Source organism: Vibrio sp. 10N.239.312.C11 (assembly GCF_041466065.1).
GTDB lineage: Bacteria > Pseudomonadota > Gammaproteobacteria > Enterobacterales > Vibrionaceae > Vibrio > Vibrio tasmaniensis_A.
In genome coordinates, this window is the sequence record NZ_JBFSRZ010000016.1 from 1 (window position 1) to 19,084 (window position 19,084).

Here is a 19,084-nt window from a genome sequence, read left to right on the forward strand (position 1 = left end):
GCTGATCAGATCGTAGGTTCTTGATTTAGTTCCATTGAATTACGCAACAAAGCCTCGGATAGATCCGCGTATACGCATTGAACGTTGCCTTTAAGTTACGGTGGCAATCTTCAGCTGAACTGAGTGTTGTGACCTCTCCCGAATTAAATATAGGTATGAAAATTTCAAGTAGGTTGTTTTTTAACTCTTGCTTTAGCTTTCTGCGACTTGTGATTTTCTCGAGCCCAAGACCTAAAAAGAATGCCAGAATACCAGGGAGCCATCCATTCATGAAACTATTAAGTGAAATTTTCCACCACTCAATATCATTAATTATAAAATACACTAACTCTTCCTATTGCCCGTGACGTACTTGAAAAATATAACGCCTTAAACATCGAAACTAAAGACAAACCTACAATGCCGAATGTAATAAATTGTGTTGATTAATTTGTTAGACGAATGTTGCCTTCAGCAACGCGACTTGTTGCTCAAACAACCCACTATCAAATTTGGAGTAAGATTTAGCTATATTTACCCATTGAACTCCGGTTTCATCAATATGACGAAATTCAATTTGTAACGCATATTTTGAACAACGAAGAAAACCAAATATAAAACCTACAATCGTTAAAGTAACAACTAAAGCTTTCAACCAAAAAGGTGTACTCTCAAGAGTTGGGATTGCTAACCAAACTGCTCCGGAGAAAACAAATAACCAAAATATTATTTGACCTAGATTGTCGAGTAAGCCAAGTTTCTTAACTCTCACATTATTAATTTTTGATAAAGGATACGAATCTTTTTTAAAGCTAAACTCTTCTTGGCTCAGTTGAAAATCTGTTTCCTTGTACATTATTGCCTCCATTTTTATCAACACTCTTAAATGCTTTATTAGCTTTTTTGGGTTACATACTTTGCGTGAATATCGAGAACAAATGGCTCCACTAAAGCTATACATCGGTCTAGATCGTCATCCGTTATATCTACTTTCTCACCATCTAAGGTATGACCATTTCGATGCACAAGGTCATGGCGTAACTCAAGTTGTTTTAATAGCTCTCTGCTGATATTAAAACGAATGCCAAGAACTTTTTTATAATACATTTCAACATCATTAAGCCGATGCCATACCAATGCTTTCATTGAATGTATCAAATACTCATCAATAGGGTTGTTTAAAGCAAAAGGAACCGTCACGGTAGCAGAACGAAACTTGTCATGGCTTGCTAGTTTTCGGAGTGATTCTGGAGAATTAGTAAGTTCAAAAATGAACAAGTTTGAAAGATACTGTTCCATTAAGCTTATCACGTTCGAAAAATACAATTGGTTGTGAAAACTATCTCTACTTTGGGCTCTTATTTGCGTAAGTCCTTCAGTGAAAGTATTGAGATATACATCAAATTCCGTATCAGAACTCATTAGCATGGTACTCCACTCTAATTTGCTCTTTTAACGCTCCATCCTTTGTCTCAACGTCTAGCGTCCAATCAACACCAACATTGGAAGACCAAACATTAATGTTAAACTCATTACCTTCCTCGTCTTCAAACGAATCATAGTTTTCGCTAACACTATCCCTATAACGCTCTGCCACAAAGTTAGGAGACGGTACGCTAACAACCGTAACCTCTTCAGTACCGCGATAAATAAGTAGATAGCCACCGGAAATGGGTGGCATACAGTCATTACCTTCTAACGTAAACTTCATCATCTCATTTCTCAAAATACAAATACGTTTCGATTATAACAGCATAGTTTTAGGCTTACACCTTCAGAAAGCTAACGCCCGCTTAAGTGGTGAGTAGCGTAAGACCGATGTTTCTGCAAACCACCTTAAACACAGAACGCAACGTATAGTAAAAATGTCACGTGTTACGAATTAATCCTAAACAGTTCGATATACGGTTGTGCCAGGCTCAGAGTTTGGCCCCAACTTACTGCTAAAAACGAACAGACAACTAACTAAAATACCTATCTCGAAAAGCTGACATAGAAAAGATGCTGTCTTAAACACCAGACCTGAATCCATCCAAGGCATCGCTATTTCAATTAGCACAGCGGCTAAAACCAAAGTATACCCAACTCGTTGATGCCATTTACCTAACACTCGCGAAAAGTGATGGAAAGCTAACAGATAAAACACCGAAAAAAAAGGCATTATAAACCAGATGAGATACTCAAAAATTTCAATCAACGAGCTACTACCTTCGCCCAAAGTTGCCATTAGAATAGAGATAATAAAGTTGAGTAGCATGTAAAGAAACGGATATATAAGAATACCCAAGGCAAGATACCGAACTGATTTTTTAACTCCACTTTCCACTTGTGTTACCTTCTCTAGTTGGAGTGACGCATAACACCCAATTAAGTAGCTGACAACGCTACTAATACGTTCAAAATTACCACCAAAATCACTTAAACTGAACTGAGTTGAAAATCCCAAGCGTTGACAGTCTGCTTTAATTGCTTGTTGTTAGCTCTACGACTTAGACTGGACAAGACACAATTTATTGAAATTCATCGCCATGATTTTCTAATGTTTTAATACCACACTCTAAACAAACTACATAGCGATCGATTAAATCTAGTGACGCTCCTGCTGGACTAGCCATCCCACCCAAAAAACCCGCAAGAAATTCCTTAAACTTTTCTTTCTTACTATTGCCATATTTGGACGGTTTTTGCTTAATCAATTCTTTATGTTCTGTTTTTTGACCACATTTGTCGCAATACCTAGCACTCATTTTAACCTCAATTGTTGTTTTATAAATCCTGAGAATGATATCGGAGTAGCTGCGCATATGAATGAGAAGTGAATCACACATATGAACCAGTACGCACATTTAATAAGTAGAACTAACGCTTATTAGATAGAAAATTCTGCATTTAAATACAGAGTTTTTCTGTCTAGTCTGATTTATGGGAAAGGATTATACTCATTAACCCTATTTATAACAGTGATTTAAATCATTAGCTGTAAAACTGGATGCTTAAAGTGTGGATTCTCGTCGTAGAAATGCAGAAAGGGCTACTTTCCTAAAAAAATAGCCCTTTCGATTGCTGTGAATCATCGGCGTTTCTTGTAGCGTTTTCGTGTGGTGTTCGCCCTTACCACACGCCCGTTCTTGAGCGTGTAACCTTTCTTAAGTTGGCCGTTTGGTCGACGACCTTTGCACTTGTGTCCTTTCATTGGGGTTCTCCAGTTTTCGTATCCGTTGCTCTTGGTCTTGTTGCACTCGCTTTATCCAGTTGATGTCTGTTTTCAAAGCCGCAATCGTGCCGAGGCTTGAGACTCAACCTGTAATAAATGCAATGACCAACGCATCAAGAAACGCCATCACTTCGTTTTCCATCGAGATCCGTAATATTCAAGTAGGTATCGCACCATGGCGCGTAATTGGGAATAAAAGACAAAATGAATGAAACGAACGCTCTAATAAACAACAAAGTGTTTTGATAAAATTGAGCTTAAAAAGTGACACTGCAACATAACTACCCTCCACTTTAATTGACGAACAGTAACAGTGGCCTCGTGACTCGTTGTCACAGCAAGCCATAAAACTCGCACACATAACTCTGATTACGACAAACCGAACCACAGTAAATTTAACTGTATAAATATGCAGTTAAATTGATACCCCCGCAAAAACCACACTTATCGAGTGAATAGCATTCAAAACCAACGCCATGCGTACAGAATTTGTTCTAAAAATCAGTTTAATCATTAACTTTTCTGTATAATCTTCAATTCAATTTTAACTATTGGGTTCGAATGTGAATACTCGATAGAATCTCTGTTTGCGGTGACATCACGCATAACCACAAAGTTACATGTATGGATGATTAACATTTTGAGCGACAACGTATTCAGGCAAATCAATATATTCCTTTCGGTTTTTTGCCTCGCTGCCACTCTACTGTCGTTTATCTCTTACCATATGATCATGGATCAAAACTACGTTATCACTCCAGATAGATTCCCTACACTCGTTAACACTGACCAAGAACATAATGGTGGCACCAAAGGGGTGCTGTATAAGTCAGAAGACACCATTGAGTTACAGTGTGACTTTAAGCGTACCTATAGCTCGCCATTCTGTGAGATTGAGTTCGTTATCTCTACGGAAGGTAAAGGTCTGGATCTCTCAGTGTATGACTCAGTGACCATCAATATGGATTACGAAGGCCAAGAACAGCCAAGGTTTCGCTTTTACATTCGAAATTACGACGAGAATTACAGCGTTCAAGGTGACGCTATGTCTAATAAGTTCAATCGTTTAGATTTCTCGTTACCCGATAGAAAACACATCGACTTAGATTATTTCAATGTCCCTTTATGGTGGATCGACTATTACAACCACCCTATTACTAATAGCGCCGTAGACGTTACCAACGCAGTGTCGGTTGAGTTAGGGCTTGGTGCTAGCACACTTGATGGGCACCATAAACTGACAGTACAAAGCATCGTTTTTCACGGCAAGACGATCGACAAGTTTGTACTAGGAAAACTCTTAATTAGTTTATGGGTGCTGTATGCGATTTACTATATATCTTGTGCGTTATATCTAGCCAGAAGAACAAGAACAGATGCCGCACAGCAACAACGTTTGTTGACTCAAGAAATTGAAGAGCTAAAGATAAAGGCTACAACCGATCCGTTAACCGGCTGTAGGAACAGAACTGAAGCTTTAGATGCTTTCTATGATTTTGAATGGTTAGCCCAGCAAGGAAAAACAATTCACATCGCTTTGTTTGATTTAGACCATTTTAAGCAAATCAATGATCAACATGGCCATGAAGTGGGTGACAAAGTACTTATTCAGTTTGTCGCAACGGCGAACGAGAGTCTTGGTGAGCAATATTTACTTTATCGCTGGGGTGGTGAGGAGTTCCTTTTAGTTTGCCTGGAGCAAACTGCGCTACAGTGTAACGAATCTATCAATAATCTATACCTAGCAATCGACCAAAGCGTTTGGCCTAAAGCGCTTAAAGTAACGACTTCGACTGGAGTAACACAGCTTAAGCAACATGAATCGATACGTTCTGCAATTAAACGTGCAGACAAGGCACTCTACCAAGCGAAAGACAACGGACGAAACCAAGTCGCAAAGTTGTACTAAAGCTCGCTTGACTAGACTGCAGTTACACATTCAACTCTCTGCCAATACCCAATCAAGACGCCATTAATACCCTGTCGATATCTACTGTCCATTTAAGCCGCCGTTAGATTTTCAACGCAGACTAAAGAAGCCAAAAGCTTTACTGTCTCATTAGGGTTCTAATCGATATGTACGCCTCTAAGCGCGCTCTCACCATCGGTAATAACACATTCTGTAGTAACGCCATTAATCGCATTCTCAGGTTGAGATGTATCGTTTCTAAGCTTCCTAACTACTTGTTCTAAACCGCACATATCTGGCTAGTAAAAGCTTTCTCTAAGCAGTCGTAAGTCACTCGCGGTATCGGTTTTGAACATTACCGTCGTTACTTATCTCGCGCTGCTCTTCGAGGAAATCCTTATTATTCTGCTCCCGTCACGCTTCTAATCACGCACTCTGACCCACTAAAAATGGAAGTCACAACGTCACTATCCTTAAAAAACGCCATAGATTTAACTACTTAGACATGGTGACATAAATGCTGACACCCAAAATGATAGTTGTATTGTTTTCAGAGCTTGCTGTAATTTAATTACAAATAGGAGCCAAGAAAAGCCTGATAAGTGGATTACTCCAACGTAACTTACTGAATAAACGGCATTTAATGGTTTTGAATAGTTCGGGGTTTAGGGTAACTAAAGAGTTGGTATGTACGAGATAATATACTAGAGGGTAATATATTTAGTTATAGTGCGCTAAGGTGTTAAAAAAGAAGGGCTAATGCCCTACTCTTCTTTATTACTCATTTCTTCACGAATTTGCTCAGCAACGATTTTGATAGCTTGTGCTGTGCTGATGCCCTGGGTCATCATTTCTTGAATTCGTTCAACAGCTTTCTGTTGTTCTTCGTGAGAAAGGGTTGGTAAGTCGTTTAGCATAGTCTGCTCCTTTATTTAGGAGCAGAACTATATAAGGACTGTTAGTAACTAGCAAGGAAATTGATTGATGCACCCATTGCATTTTCATTTGTGTAGTTAGCACTTAAATCTAACTGGAACAAATTGAGTGGCGACAAACCAATACCTGCAGTGACTGTACCTTCTGAACCAGAGTATGCCAAATTCTTGTAGTACCCTGCCCTTAGCTGAAGCTGACGTAAAACATCAACTTCTGTACCAACGCGAATCATCTGTTCATTATCTTTGAACGAAGTAAACTTTTCGGTTTCATTTAAGTCATAGTCGACACTAAGCGTGAAGTAGTCCGCTACGATACCAGCACCTACGGTATATACTGGCTCTAGTTTGTATGCGTATTGGCCACCGACTTTGTGTGTCACATCGCGGGTCGTCGTACTCGTTAAAGTTTGAGATGTATCTTTGGTATTGATATCTCTAGATATTAAGTTGGTAGCCGAAAAGCCAACTCGAAATGGACCTGTGAACCAAAGCGCGCCAGCATCCATATTAAAAGAAGTTTCACCTTCACCATTGTCTCTTACATCAGACAAATCGTAGCTCTTAACAGAAGCAACGTAGTTGTATGTGTAAATACGTTGAAGTTTAGGCGTGATACCAAATGAAATATGCTGCCCCATAAAGGTTTGATATTTAGCGAGAGTTAATCCAACTTCGGTAACACCAATAGCAACGGCTTCTACCGTCGACAACTCAAGTTTATCGGCATCTGTCGCTGACGCTTCATTGTAAACATTTGGTGTAGCAAACGATTCTGTATAGGCTTTGCCGAATAGGTTAGCCGCTATAAATTGATTTGGGATAGCGAATGCGACAACACCACCAAGTTCAACATTAGCTTGGTTACCATCGAGTTTTTTAAGAGCTGCATCTAAATCTGCAGTGTTTGTCGCAGCCAGAGCGGAATCAATATTTGATTTCATGTCTTGGGGGTCATTATAACTACCACCAAAACTTGGCGTGATCATACCCATATCATCGTTACGACGATAAATAGCAACAAGTGCTGGGTTATAGAATGGAGCTGTTAGGAAGTTTGCTGAAACAACACCAACACCACCCATCGCATCACCACGCGCTTCAATGGCGTAGTTTGCTGCTGAAAGAGGAAGACTGGCGAATGCAATTGATGCTGCGAGTAGTTTAGTTGTATTTTTCATGCCGTTTATCTTTGTTAGATCCCTTACATTATTAACGGCTCAATTCTAAATTACTTTAGCTACTCTTCGCTAGAAATATCATAAGTTTTACTGATAGTTTGTGCTTGCTCTATCGCTATGTCACCTTGCCAGCGCGAATGTACCATTGATACAGCTAAAACATAACGATCATTGGGCAGTTCTTCACCCGTTAAATTGGTCGGATAATCGGATTCATAACTTTTACCCCACACCTGCTTATATCGTTCATCGACATAATCGTACAAACCTACGTCTAGCTTTGGTAATGGGCAGTATGGGTTCAGCAGTGCTTTTTTATCGATCAACCAAGAGTCTTTAGATGCCCAACGAACTTGTTGACGCATAACCACTTCACCAAGAATGACCCAAGTGCTCCAGGAGTTACCGCTATTTCCTTTTACAGTCAGGCGATAAAGTCCGGAATCAAGTTGAGACGCTAAGCTATAACGTTTGCTGTATACACTCACTGAAGTGTTATTGATTACAGGGTTACCTTTGGTGAACTCACTATCAGACGAAACGACCTTGTCGACCCACTTCTCAAAGGTGATGTCTTGGATGTTGCTTTCCGATTCAACGTCAATCGCCACACGGAATGTTTCCCTGCCTGGGCTTTGGATAATGTGTCTTTTCACGACGACCGAGCTTATCCAGTCCGGTAAAGTGTTTTTGGTGAGCGTTTTCCCACAATCTTTGTTCAATGCTTGCTCGAACAGCTGATTGAGATGATCTTCGCGAGATTGCGAAGCGTTGATTTGCCAAACTTCCACTAGTGAATCAAACATCAATGCTAAATCATTATCTAGCAGGTGCTTGTGCACTTGTGTCAGCGCATCACTGTCCTTAAACCAATCGGCTGCGTGTGCAGTATTGATGACGCTTGATAAAATGAGTAGTGGAAGTAAGGCTTTTTTCATTACGCTTTCATCTTGTAGCCAACGCCACGTAAGGTTTCAATTTCTAAACCTGGCAACTTCTGTCTTAGTTGCAGAACGTGCGTGTCTACAGTACGAGTTGTTGGGAAGTGGTTGTAACCCCAAACGTGGTCTAGTAGCTCATCACGAGTAAACACTCGACCAAGATTACTTGCCAAGAATAATAATAGATCAAATTCCGTACGCGTTAACGTGACTTCCAGTTCGTTAAAAAACACTTCACGTGTTGCTTTGTCAATTACAAGGTTTTGAGCCATTACTTTTGATGCATCTTGATCTTCAGCATCAGGTAGGCGTAGTTGTGCACGGATTCGAGCAAACAGTTCAGCTTCTGCAAATGGTTTCGTTAGGTAATCATTCGCACCTGAGTCTAGGCCGGCTACTTTGTCTTTTACTGTTACGAGAGCCGTTAGCAAAATAACTGGGATGTCTTTCTTTTTCTTCCAACCTGGAAGTGAATCTACTGAGTCACCATCAGGAAGTTGACGGTCTAGGATCACAAGATCCGCTTGTTCCCAATAGCCTTCAACTTCAGAGATCAGCTCGGCATGTAAACATTCATATCCAGCTTGCTCAAGGCTAACTAATAAACCGTCAGCTAAATTTTTATCGTCTTCAACGAGAAGCAATGTCTGTTTCACAAGGTATCTCCAAAATAAATGTTGTTGGGGGGCCGATAAGCGTCATGTGACCGCCCATTTTTCCGACCATAGATTCTACTATCGTCAGACCTAAACCGAGTCCACTCTTACTTACGAATGGCTTTCTTAGTTGCCCCCAATCTTTGCGAGACAAGTCTCCATTATCTATAACTTTGAATGTCAGCTTCTTGTCAGAAGTGTTCAGTTCTAGTATCACCGGGGCAACGCCGTATTTCACTGCATTTCTGATCAGGTTATCGATACACGTTCCTAACCAATATACGTTTACTTTTGCAGCAATATCTTTGTTTACGCGGAGTTCAATGCCCGGAGCAAAGTCTTCTTCAACTTTGTATTGAAGCCACTCTTCAACACTTGGCACCCACTCTGTTGCAAGCGGTTGGTTGTCTGATTGCAAATAGTCTTTACTTGCTTCTGCCAACTGCCTTAAACGGCGTGTATCTTCACACAACCTACGAAATTCATCATATACCGATTCTGGCAAGTGTTCGAACTCTCGCCTAAACCCTTCAACCGTCAATGACAAACTCGCAATCGGTGTTCTTAATTCATGCGTTAGAATTTGAAGAACCAGCATGCGGCTCTTCATCTCTTGTTTTTTACTGTTCCAACGGTAAACCGCCCACCCCAACACGAGTAGGATATTGGCAATCACCAAAATAAACATGGCGATCTGCAGAAGCTCTGAATGATCTTCTATTTCCCAACATACATTGCCGCGTTGGACGAAACAGCTGTTGCCTTCTGAGGACAAACTAAAGGATAAGCCCGCGAGCGTAGCGTTTTCGTTCCAAACTGATTCTTTATACAGGTAATATCTATCACCGCGCTTGACCCACATTTCATCAAGCTCAACAAACATACTCGCACCCGCTAGCAAAGCTGTTATGGCTTCATTGTCCATCTTCTGTAGACGAGACAGTAGTTCATCGTGTTCGGTGTTCGGTCGCTCTTGAATGTGCATGTAGCGCTTCAACGAGTCAAATTTCTCTGGGTATAACTCAACGTAGCGTGCGGCATATGAACCGCCACCGGGATGAATCAAACCACTTCGAGTAAACCAACGATCAGAAAGTTTAGTTCCTTTACACATTGCACGAGTAAAGACCAAAGGCTCTGTGATTAGAGGGCTTAAAGGCAACTTTCCGCTGCATGTTTTTGATAACCGGTATAAGCGTTGGATGTCTTTTAGTGGGTATTCAGCAGTTTGCGGCAGCATAGAAGACGGCATGATCAAGCGAGTCGGGTAATCAGCCTGAAGCAGTCGAATATCATAAGATTCAATTGCCATTTCATGATCAAAAAGTTTAGTGAAGTTATCGATACGCTCAGGTAAAGAGTCAGCAAACGCGTTCACTGAAACTGATAATGCAGCGATAAGCAGAGTAAATGTTCTTTTGATGATCACAAACCAACGCAAATTCATATAGATCAATCAAATATATACCATTCGTTATCAAAGATAAATTTATAACCGCATGAAAAACCGTGCTAATGACGAGTTATAGCGACAAATTCGATCATATTAGGGCTATGTTGCACAGCTGTACTCGCTAATCGTTTGAGTCGTTATAACTTCATTCAAATGAGTTTTACGGCCGTCTATCGGACTGTGCTTATTGCTTATGGGCCATAGATTGCTGCTTATGGGTCATAGATTGTTGCTTTAGGATACAGCGACTTTCAGATGAACAAAAAAAAGGAGCTCTAATGAGCTCCTTATTTAGTTACGACTTAATGCTTTTGCTTAGAAAATACTTAAAAAGTGTTTCCTATAGATGCTCTAGAATACCGAGACAGCTCTGTTTCGCATCACCAAACAACATCTGCGTATTCTCTTTGAAGAACAGCGGGTTTTGCACACCTGCATAACCTGTGTTCATCGAACGTTTGAATACGATAACGTTCTGAGCATTCCAAACTTCAAGTACTGGCATGCCAGCGATTGGACTATTTGGATCTTCAAGTGCTGCAGGGTTCACTGTGTCGTTTGCACCGATAACCAAAACAGTATCGGTCTCATTGAAGTCATCGTTGAGTTCGTCCATTTCAAGAACGATATCGTAAGGTACTTTTGCTTCAGCAAGTAACACATTCATGTGACCCGGTAACCGACCAGCAACTGGGTGGATACCAAATCGAACATTGATGCCCTGCGCTCGCAGCTTCTCAGTGATTTCATGCACTGGGTATTGAGCTTGAGCTACTGCCATGCCATATCCAGGAGTGATGATGACTGACTTTGAGTTTTTAAGCATGTCAGCCACGTCTTCAGCTGATGTTTCGCGGTGTTCACCTTGCTCTTCATCACCATCAGACACAACCACGTCTTGGCCGAATCCACCAGCAATAACGCTGATGAAAGAGCGATTCATCGCCTTACACATGATGTAAGAAAGAATTGCACCTGACGAACCAACCAATGCACCGGTTACGATAAGCAGATCGTTCGCAAGCATGAAACCTGCCGCTGCTGCTGCCCAACCAGAATACGAGTTCAGCATAGAGACAACCACTGGCATATCTGCGCCACCAATCGATGCCACTAGGTGGTAACCGAATGCGAATGCGATAAGAGTCATAACCATTAGCGCGAACATACTGCCGTCCGCTTTAACGAACATGATCATCAGTAGTGTAGAAACTACGATCGCCGCAAGGTTCCACTTATGCTTATGAGGAATGTTCAATGCAGACGAAGAGATAACGCCACGAAGCTTACCAAACGCAACAATAGAACCCGTGAACGTCACCGCACCTATAAACACGCCAAGGAACACTTCCACTAGGTGGATCACGTGCTCTGCATGAATATCAGCAGGGTTGATAGAAACAGTAGCAGGTGGATCAATGTAACTGTTGTAACCTACAAGTACTGCTGCCATACCTACGAAGCTGTGCAGAATTGCCACCAGCTCAGGCATTTCAGTCATTTCTACTTTTCTTGCGTAGTGGATACCAATACCACCACCGATCACCATAGCAATGATGATCCATACAATACCTGCAGAATGTGGGCCAAAGATCGTCGCGATCAACGCGATTGCCATACCCGTGATACCGTAATAGTTACCTGCGCGCGCAGATTCCTGTTTCGACAACCCAGCCAAGCTCATAATAAAGAATACAGCAGCCACAATATAAGCTGCTTGTACTAATCCTTCAGACATCTGTCACTCCTTAGTCTTTACGGAACATTTCAAGCATACGTTTGGTTACGGTAAAGCCACCAAAGATATTGATACTTGCAATTAATACGGCAATAAATGATAAGAACGTGACAACGCCACTTCCTTGTCCTATCTGTAACAGTGCACCGACTACAATGATTCCTGAAATCGCGTTAGTTACGGACATCAAAGGCGTATGCAGAGAATGGCTTACATTCCAAACGACGTAATAACCCACCACACAAGCGAGTACAAAAACGGTAAAGTGAGATAAGAACGCAGCAGGAGCAACTGAAGCTACCCAAGCAAATGCACCTACAGCAACCGCCATGCCTGCCACTTTCTTAATTGGAGAAACCGGCTCTTCAACTTTAGGCTCCGGTTTAACCGCTTTGGCCTTAGCTTGTTGTGGTTGAGCTGAAACTTGAATTGGTGGTGCAGGCCAAGTGACTTCACCCTCTTTAACCACGGTAACACCGCGTAGCACGACATCTTCAAAGTCAATATTGATGTTGCCATCTTTCTCTTTGCAAAGCAGTTTCAGCAAGTTAACTAGGTTCGTTGCATACAGTTGAGATGATTGAGTCGGTAGTCGACCAACCATATCTGTGTAACCTACCACTTTCACGCCGTTAGCCGTTGTAATGACTTGATCCGCAACGGTATATTCACAGTTGCCGCCATTGGCTGCCGCAAGGTCAACAATCACACTACCAGCACTCATGCTGTCTACCATCTCTTTGGTAATCAGCTTAGGTGCCGGACGACCTGGGATCAGTGCCGTTGTAATGATGATATCGACATCTTTAGCTTGAGCTGCATACAGTTCTTCAGCTTTCTTATTGAATGCTTCAGACATCTCTTTTGCGTAGCCGTCGCCCGCGCTGGTATCTTCCTTGAAATCCACTTCCAAGAATTCAGCGCCCATAGACTCAACTTGCTCTTTTACTTCAGGACGAACATCGAACGAACGAACGATCGCACCCAAACTACCCGCAGCGCCAATTGCTGCTAGGCCAGCAACACCCGCACCAGCAACCAGTACCTTCGCGGGTGGAACTTTGCCTGCCGCCGTAATTTGACCTGTGAAGAATCGACCAAACTCATGCGCCGCCTCAACAACAGCACGGTAACCCGCGATGTTAGCCATCGAACTCAATGCATCTAACGCTTGAGCTCTTGAAATACGAGGTACAGAATCCATCGCCATCACGTTGATATTACGAGTGGACAATTGTTCCATTAATTCTGGGTTCTGAGCTGGCCAAATAAAGCTGACCAATGTTGCGCCATCTTTAAGAAGATCAATTTCATTTTTAGTTTCGTCAACGATCGGAGCGTTAACTTTAAAAATAATATCGGATTTCCAAGCTTCATCTGCGGTGACAATTTTTGCTCCAGCTTGTTCATAAACTGCATCTTCAAAACTTGCTAACGCACCTGCTTGTGATTCAACACAAACTTCAAATCCTAATTTTAGAAGCTGTTCTACCGATTTCGGCGAAGCAGCGACTCGCGTTTCACCTGCGAGTGTTTCTCTTGGTACACCAATTTGCATAGCTATTCCTTGACTATTGGCACAATGACTTATTCGTTTGTATCTAACGACAACTAATACTTCAAGCGTTTTATTCAAAGAACAGGAAAAGTTATTACTTATAACGATTTGGATGGAATTGGAGCACTTCATTTGAAGAAATGACGCCTCTTTTGAGCCAAGAGGTCAAACCACTTGCAAATATTCCTTTAAATAACAACCTACTAGCTGTTCTTTGTTCCTAAAACTAAAAAGAGCTTTCAGCATATACACTGAAAGCTCTCTAAATTATGACCAACATCAATTCTAACCCTATTTGGTTAGCTAAAAATGCTATCGCCCATTTGGTCGATGAACATCTGCGATTTTTTAAGCATCAGTTCATCGGCATCTTGTTTGTTTGAAACAACATCTGAACGAATAAAACGATGGGTTTTGATTTCACCATCAAATTCTTTCTCGATTCGCCCAGCTACACGGTATTGACCAGATTCAGCAATGGCATCTTGATAGATATTGAAGCCTTTGTATTCGACTGGCTCAATTTCTACTTTTTGTTCGGTTTTTTCTTTGCCACTAAATAATCTAGAAAAGAATCCCACGTTTTTACTCCTTAAATGACCGCATTAACCGTAAACTATCATGACTGTTTACCGCTCAACAATGGCTTTTCATACCATTGTAATTCAACGTCATCATCAAAATTATGTTGACTAAAGATTACGGGTACATTGTCGTCACGCTCTCGTCTTCTGTCGTCAATGATCATACTTTCTGCATTTTTGACCGCGATCTCACTATTTCGTTTATACAGCACCAATTTATCCTCTGGCAATGCAGATAGAAAATCGACATCGAAGCGAATATAGATGGGTTTAAGCTGACCTAAAGCCAAACACGCAAGATCGGCTAACTGCTCGTTGGTATAGCCAGAAACATACTCTTCTGTAGCTAATACATTTCCCACCAAAGTTTCCATATAATTATGGACATCGACACTGATTTGCATAATACACCTCCATGTTGAGCGGTTATTTCTAGTTTAATCGTTGTTGCAGCTAATCATTGTTGTGACTAATAGCCGTTGTTGCTAACCGCTTCTGCAGCTAGTCGTATAACATCTGTTCATTGCTACTTAGGTAACCACCTAACTCTTAAGCACAAACCATCTTAATTTAGTTAAGTATCAATAACGGCTGTTTCATTTATCATATATACTGTTTAGCTCGTTCTTAGGTTAATAGCAACTGAAACACATATAAATTTAATTGTACAATTAGCGAGCTATGATCATGTTTTTGCTATAATTTAATGAAAAAGCTTGGCAATTGCTTGTTTACCCGTATCCTACGTATAAAATTAAAATATAAGATCATCATTATAGTTAGGCTCACCACATAAATGACATCTTCTTTCGTCACGTCGAGCATATTTCGATTTTGCTTTCCCTTACTTCTATTAGCAATATTACTTGCAGGTATGAACAACGTCATCCTAGTGACGGATTCAAACTTAGGGTTTGCTAGCAACCTCCCATACATTCTATTGAGCGTTGCGGTTTTGCTGTGCCACACATTTAAGCAAGGTCGTATGGCCATGGTGTCCTTAACCATGCTCGTCGCATACCTCATCATTCAAGTTCGTTTACAAACGCCACTCAACACAGGCACCACTCTATTAGAACTGTCTCTGTTAACCGCTTTAGTTCCTGTAACATGCTTACTGGTGTATGCCTTCCCAGATAACGGCGTTAACTCGAAATCCATGTTCCTATATGCTTTGGTTCTCGTTCTGTTTACGGTATGGGCACAATTAATTGTTTCTCACTTCCAGTCAGGCGGATTTGAGTCATGGAGCGAAGGTATCCTGTTTATCGTTAACGGATTCTCGAGGCTGCCTTTCGTTTTAGTGCTGTATAGCCTTTGTTTACTTGGCCTCACTTCGATTTTAGTTCTGGTATACAACCGCGCGATTGATGTTGTCGTATACAGCGCAATTTTACTTTCTACTAGTACATTCATATTTTTTGATGTGCAATACATCTCTAGTACGATGTTCTCGTTGTCTGGTACGCTATTCATTGTCTATGTCGTCTCTGCTAGCCATGACATGGCCTTTAATGACCGTTTAACTAACATCCCAGGTAGACACGCACTAGAAGTGGATATGAAGCACTTAGGGCGAAAATACTCAATGGCGATGGTTGATATCGACCACTTCAAGAAATTTAACGATACCTACGGGCATGACATTGGCGACGATGTGTTGAAGTTGGTGGCACGTATATTGAGTGAAACAACCGGTGGTGCAAAAGCTTATCGCTATGGTGGTGAAGAGTTTACGATTATTTTTAAAGGCAAATACTCGGAACAGGTTAAAGAGCACCTTCAAGTACTCATTTCCGAAGTACAAAACTACGATATGACGATTCGAAATAGCAACGATCGCCCTGACGACCATGAAGTCGGCATTAAAAAGCGTGGTCAGAGCAACAAATCAACTGAAGTCGTAAACGTAACGGTGAGCATTGGGCTGTCTGATAGTAGAACCACTAAACAACCCGTAGAAGTCTTGAAACTTGCCGATAACGCACTGTACAAAGCAAAAGAAACTGGCCGAAACAAGCTGTGTGTCGATAGTTAAAGACGTTGAAAGTCTTGGAATGTAAAGCTCTGAACATCGTAATTTAACGGTGTGAACATCGAAAGCGTTGGTGCTTAGACTAGTCTTGGTTAAAGAAGATGACTAAGCTCCCTCCTTTCAAACTACTTCCGTAATTGATAGTAAACCCTATTCCTACATTGTCGACCCAGTCATTAAACAGATTTGGGTTAAGCAACCAACCTACACTACCTTCGTAGTAAGCTGTAGTGCCCATAGACGCGACAGTATCACCACCAATATCTATTCTTCTTATACTCGAATACATGGATGTGATGTTTTTGTCCCAACGAACTAAGTCATAGAAGATCTTAGCTTCATTTGCTATGTACCAACCTTCTGGGTGACCAATATTACCGTTATTGGCTTCTCCCCAACCTATACCATTAAAGTAATGCCAACTGGTACTGAGTTTATATTTACCCCAGTCATTCTTATCTTCAAACATCAACTTTATCTTAGGCTCTATTATGTATGCCCAAGCATCCGTGTTCAGATAAAGACCATCCAGCTGACCTTGAATTGGTGCAAGCAACGAAGAACGATATTCAAAATCGTTTCGATAATAGGAAATATGGTTACCAATTGCAGAACTAAAACTCCAGTATTCGTTCAACTGGGATACGTTTGCATACTCAACGTAACCAGAAACAACAGACTCTTTTTGAAAGTCGCTTATCGTTGAACTGGCATATTGAACATCCTTCTCTATCCGCAACGCAGATAAACGAAGTGTTACTTCTTGATGGTTGTCTTCAACATAACTTGGCACTTCAAAGGTATAAGGAAGGCTGAGGGAAGCGATATTTTGTCGGCGACTTACTGAGTCATTAGAGCCAATATCTTCATTGTCCAAACTAAAGACTTTGTTGGGATCAAAATTATTTATGCCAAAGGTAAACACATCCGTATCATTGAGCAAAACACTCGTTGCGAAGGTTTGTTCAATGTCTTTTCTGACCAATTCAGAGAGCGAAGCTGCGTTAACAGCTGTTGGACACACGGAAACAAACAGAGTTAATACAAGACCTTTGTTTGAGTTAGTCATGACGAATGACTTGGAATGCTGCATTTCTTTTATCACTTAAGTCACTTCCTGGCTTATAAGCTACTAGAAGTATAATTCAGGTTACTACCGAAGCTCGTCAACTATTGCTCAAGCTCCATAATATCGCGTTGTATGTAGGTATTTCTTCCGCTTTGCTTGGCCTGATACAGTGCTTGGTCAACCTTTTCGTAAATAGAAGCGATAGCCTCACCACCTTCAGGCACGAATGACAATACGCCTTGTGACGCTGTCACTCTGTCAGACACTGCTGAGTAGTCGTGGACGTAGTTCATTTGATGCAGTGCTTCTTTTACACGATTGGCCTGTAAATTAGCCCCTAAGCTATCGGTATCACTCAGAATGATGACGAACTCTTCACCGCCGTAACGTCCAACAAACTCTCCAGCTCGAACAAAGAGCTCTTTCAAAGTATTGGCAAGCCCTTGCAGGCACTTATCCCCTTGAATATGGCCATAGTTATCGTTGTAAGGCTTAAAGAAGTCAACATCGAGTAGTATGACGGTCATGGATATATTACGTCGTCCGTGCCACGCAATGCTCTCTTCAAGCTTAGTATCCATATATCGTCGGTTGTACAATTTGGTTAGGCCGTCTTCGTTGGCTTGTTGTTGCAGTAAAATATTCAGTTCTTCGAGTTTGGCGGTACTCTGTTTTAACTCTCGTCTCATGTGCGCAATACGTTGCATCGCAATCAACTTAGAGTTCAAAACAACTTTGTTTACTGGTTTGATCAAATAGTCATCGCCGCCGGCATCAATCGCTTTTGCGATCATTTCAGGCTCTTCATGACCGCTCAAAAAGATGATCGGAACCCATTCTGGGAATTGCCGACGAACTTCGTTAGCGACCTCAAAACCATCCATGTCTGGCATGCTGATATCCAGTAACACGAGTTCAGGATCAAAATCAGAATAAACATTCAGGGCTTCTTTTCCGCTACCAACAGCTTCTACAACGTGACCCAGTTGCTTGAGTCGAATAGCGAGTTGCATCCTATCCAGTTGAACGTCATCAACCAGCAATATGCGCATCGAAGATCCCTTTTCTATCATCACATCACCTTTATCTAGTGTTGAATATTCAAAGTAGCTCAAATTTGGGCTTAAATCATGCCCTAATCTCTATATTATATTGACTTTTTTACAGATCTTTTTAGCATTGTTTCTTTTTAAAGAGAAATACTATGTCAGACGCTACAAACAACGAAGTACAAGAAATCGATTTAACCACTATCTCACCAGAGCTTCGCCAAGTTATCGAATTTGATGAAGTGCCTAAAGAGATGCACAACATGGTTACTTCTATTCATGAGGTGTCTGAAGAAGCAGTGCGTGAAACTTGGAGCAGCCTTCCAGCAAGCGCACAAAATGTTTTGGACAACTTTGAGCAATTCCACGCTCTAATCTCTGTTAGCCAAGCTTTCGCTGGTGTAAACATGATGGAGGAGTTCCCTACTCTTAAACTTCCAGAAGGCATGACTGATGAAGAAAAAGAAGAGTACCGAGCTCAACTGCTTGACCAAATTTTACATAACTGTGTAAAAGACATGGCTAAGCAAATCAAGAAAGCGCGCCGTGATGCTATCTTGAAGCGTGATTTCAAAGAAGTTTTCATCCGCTAAGCTATTCAGAGCACCTAAATTTAGGTTGAATGCTTAAGGAAAACTTAATGATTAAGCCGTATGTTATTTAAAACATGCGGCTTTTTTGTACCAGCAGCTTTTTCTATACGTTCTTTTTCTGCTCGCTTCTTCTATTATTCGAATGTAACGTCTGGGTTCTTGTTAGTGCAGGGATTCTCATTGTGGCTCT

The 19,084-nt window shown here is 41.2% G+C and carries 20 protein-coding genes and 1 pseudogene; 3 read left to right on the forward strand and 18 right to left on the reverse strand.

What is annotated here, in order from left to right; translation table 11 throughout:
• Positions 1 to 433 precede the first annotated feature (433 nt).
• The 7 genes and pseudogenes from AB6D07_RS09190 to AB6D07_RS09220 form a co-directional block, all read right to left on the reverse strand.
• Positions 434 to 835: a hypothetical protein gene (locus AB6D07_RS09190; protein ID WP_017102030.1), complete on the reverse strand. Its 402-nt coding sequence runs from the start codon at positions 833 to 835 to the stop codon at positions 434 to 436.
• Positions 836 to 873: 38 nt separating this feature from the next.
• Positions 874 to 1,401: a hypothetical protein gene (locus AB6D07_RS09195; RefSeq protein ID WP_241810802.1), complete on the reverse strand. Its 528-nt coding sequence runs from the start codon at positions 1,399 to 1,401 to the stop codon at positions 874 to 876.
• Positions 1,391 to 1,693, reverse strand: a complete 303-nt coding sequence (locus tag AB6D07_RS09200; RefSeq protein ID WP_017102032.1) for a hypothetical protein — start codon at positions 1,691 to 1,693, stop codon at positions 1,391 to 1,393. Before AB6D07_RS09200 ends, AB6D07_RS09195 begins: the two co-directional genes overlap by 11 nt.
• A 174-nt stretch (positions 1,694 to 1,867) precedes the next feature.
• Positions 1,868 to 2,305, reverse strand: a complete 438-nt coding sequence (locus AB6D07_RS09205; RefSeq protein ID WP_017102129.1) for a hypothetical protein — start codon at positions 2,303 to 2,305, stop codon at positions 1,868 to 1,870.
• A 184-nt stretch (positions 2,306 to 2,489) separates the two neighbouring features.
• Positions 2,490 to 2,726 carry a hypothetical protein gene (locus AB6D07_RS09210; protein ID WP_017101858.1) on the reverse strand — a complete coding sequence of 79 codons (237 nt, stop codon included), beginning with the start codon at positions 2,724 to 2,726 and terminating at the stop codon, positions 2,490 to 2,492.
• A gap of 323 nt (positions 2,727 to 3,049) precedes the next feature.
• The gene (locus AB6D07_RS09215) at positions 3,050 to 3,172 is read right to left on the reverse strand and encodes a hypothetical protein (protein WP_258186662.1); all 123 of its coding nucleotides are present in this window, start codon (positions 3,170 to 3,172) and stop codon (positions 3,050 to 3,052) included.
• A pseudogene (locus tag AB6D07_RS09220) lies at positions 3,126 to 3,320 on the reverse strand (hypothetical protein). The gene AB6D07_RS09215 and the pseudogene AB6D07_RS09220 overlap by 47 nt, the downstream one beginning before the upstream one ends.
• A 501-nt stretch (positions 3,321 to 3,821) precedes the next feature.
• On the opposite strand from AB6D07_RS09220, the gene AB6D07_RS09225 reads away from it, so the two are divergent.
• On the forward strand, positions 3,822 to 5,102 hold the full coding sequence (locus AB6D07_RS09225) for a GGDEF domain-containing protein (protein ID WP_032499462.1): 1,281 nt from the start codon (positions 3,822 to 3,824) through the stop codon (positions 5,100 to 5,102).
• A 764-nt stretch (positions 5,103 to 5,866) separates the two neighbouring features.
• On the opposite strand, the gene AB6D07_RS09230 is transcribed toward AB6D07_RS09225, so the two are convergent.
• The 9 genes from AB6D07_RS09230 to AB6D07_RS09270 all read right to left on the reverse strand — a co-directional run bounded on the left by AB6D07_RS09230 (position 5,867) and on the right by AB6D07_RS09270 (position 14,552).
• Positions 5,867 to 6,019: a YoaH family protein gene (locus tag AB6D07_RS09230; RefSeq protein ID WP_004731009.1), complete on the reverse strand. Its 153-nt coding sequence runs from the start codon at positions 6,017 to 6,019 to the stop codon at positions 5,867 to 5,869.
• A gap of 41 nt (positions 6,020 to 6,060) precedes the next feature.
• The gene (locus AB6D07_RS09235) at positions 6,061 to 7,218 is read right to left on the reverse strand and encodes a conjugal transfer protein TraF (protein WP_017102128.1); all 1,158 of its coding nucleotides are present in this window, start codon (positions 7,216 to 7,218) and stop codon (positions 6,061 to 6,063) included.
• Between the two features lie 59 nt (positions 7,219 to 7,277).
• Positions 7,278 to 8,156 carry a DUF2861 family protein gene (locus AB6D07_RS09240; protein ID WP_017098137.1) on the reverse strand — a complete coding sequence of 293 codons (879 nt, stop codon included), beginning with the start codon at positions 8,154 to 8,156 and terminating at the stop codon, positions 7,278 to 7,280.
• Complete coding sequence (gene vxrB / locus AB6D07_RS09245) at positions 8,156 to 8,815, reverse strand: response regulator transcription factor VxrB (protein WP_009845363.1); 660 nt, start codon at positions 8,813 to 8,815, stop codon at positions 8,156 to 8,158. The genes AB6D07_RS09240 and vxrB overlap by 1 nt, the downstream gene beginning before the upstream one ends.
• Positions 8,790 to 10,262, reverse strand: a complete 1,473-nt coding sequence (vxrA, locus tag AB6D07_RS09250; RefSeq protein ID WP_372091822.1) for a sensor histidine kinase VxrA — start codon at positions 10,260 to 10,262, stop codon at positions 8,790 to 8,792. Before vxrA ends, vxrB begins: the two co-directional genes overlap by 26 nt.
• 346 nt (positions 10,263 to 10,608) lie before the next feature.
• Positions 10,609 to 12,006, reverse strand: a complete 1,398-nt coding sequence (gene pntB / locus AB6D07_RS09255; protein WP_009845361.1) for a Re/Si-specific NAD(P)(+) transhydrogenase subunit beta — start codon at positions 12,004 to 12,006, stop codon at positions 10,609 to 10,611.
• Between the two features lie 10 nt (positions 12,007 to 12,016).
• Positions 12,017 to 13,564: a Re/Si-specific NAD(P)(+) transhydrogenase subunit alpha gene (gene pntA / locus AB6D07_RS09260; protein WP_017098274.1), complete on the reverse strand. Its 1,548-nt coding sequence runs from the start codon at positions 13,562 to 13,564 to the stop codon at positions 12,017 to 12,019.
• Between the two features lie 299 nt (positions 13,565 to 13,863).
• Entirely contained in the window at positions 13,864 to 14,145 is a 282-nt protein-coding gene (locus AB6D07_RS09265) for an HlyU family transcriptional regulator (protein WP_012600627.1), read from the reverse strand.
• Positions 14,146 to 14,183: 38 nt separating this feature from the next.
• Positions 14,184 to 14,552: a late competence development ComFB family protein gene (locus tag AB6D07_RS09270; protein WP_009845358.1), complete on the reverse strand. Its 369-nt coding sequence runs from the start codon at positions 14,550 to 14,552 to the stop codon at positions 14,184 to 14,186.
• Between the two features lie 392 nt (positions 14,553 to 14,944).
• On the opposite strand from AB6D07_RS09270, the gene AB6D07_RS09275 reads away from it, so the two are divergent.
• Entirely contained in the window at positions 14,945 to 16,186 is a 1,242-nt protein-coding gene (locus AB6D07_RS09275; protein ID WP_017101863.1) for a GGDEF domain-containing protein, read from the forward strand.
• Positions 16,187 to 16,265: 79 nt separating this feature from the next.
• Here AB6D07_RS09275 and AB6D07_RS09280 read toward each other — a convergent pair whose 3' ends face one another.
• Complete coding sequence (locus tag AB6D07_RS09280) at positions 16,266 to 17,252, reverse strand: Solitary outer membrane autotransporter beta-barrel domain (protein ID WP_372091819.1); 987 nt, start codon at positions 17,250 to 17,252, stop codon at positions 16,266 to 16,268.
• Positions 17,253 to 17,353: 101 nt separating this feature from the next.
• The gene (locus AB6D07_RS09285) at positions 17,354 to 18,304 is read right to left on the reverse strand and encodes a diguanylate cyclase (RefSeq protein WP_032499905.1); all 951 of its coding nucleotides are present in this window, start codon (positions 18,302 to 18,304) and stop codon (positions 17,354 to 17,356) included.
• A 152-nt stretch (positions 18,305 to 18,456) separates the two neighbouring features.
• Here AB6D07_RS09285 and AB6D07_RS09290 point away from each other — a divergent pair, with 152 nt between their 5' ends.
• Positions 18,457 to 18,894 carry a DUF3069 domain-containing protein gene (locus AB6D07_RS09290; protein ID WP_017098271.1) on the forward strand — a complete coding sequence of 146 codons (438 nt, stop codon included), beginning with the start codon at positions 18,457 to 18,459 and terminating at the stop codon, positions 18,892 to 18,894.
• Positions 18,895 to 19,084: the final 190 nt, after the last annotated feature.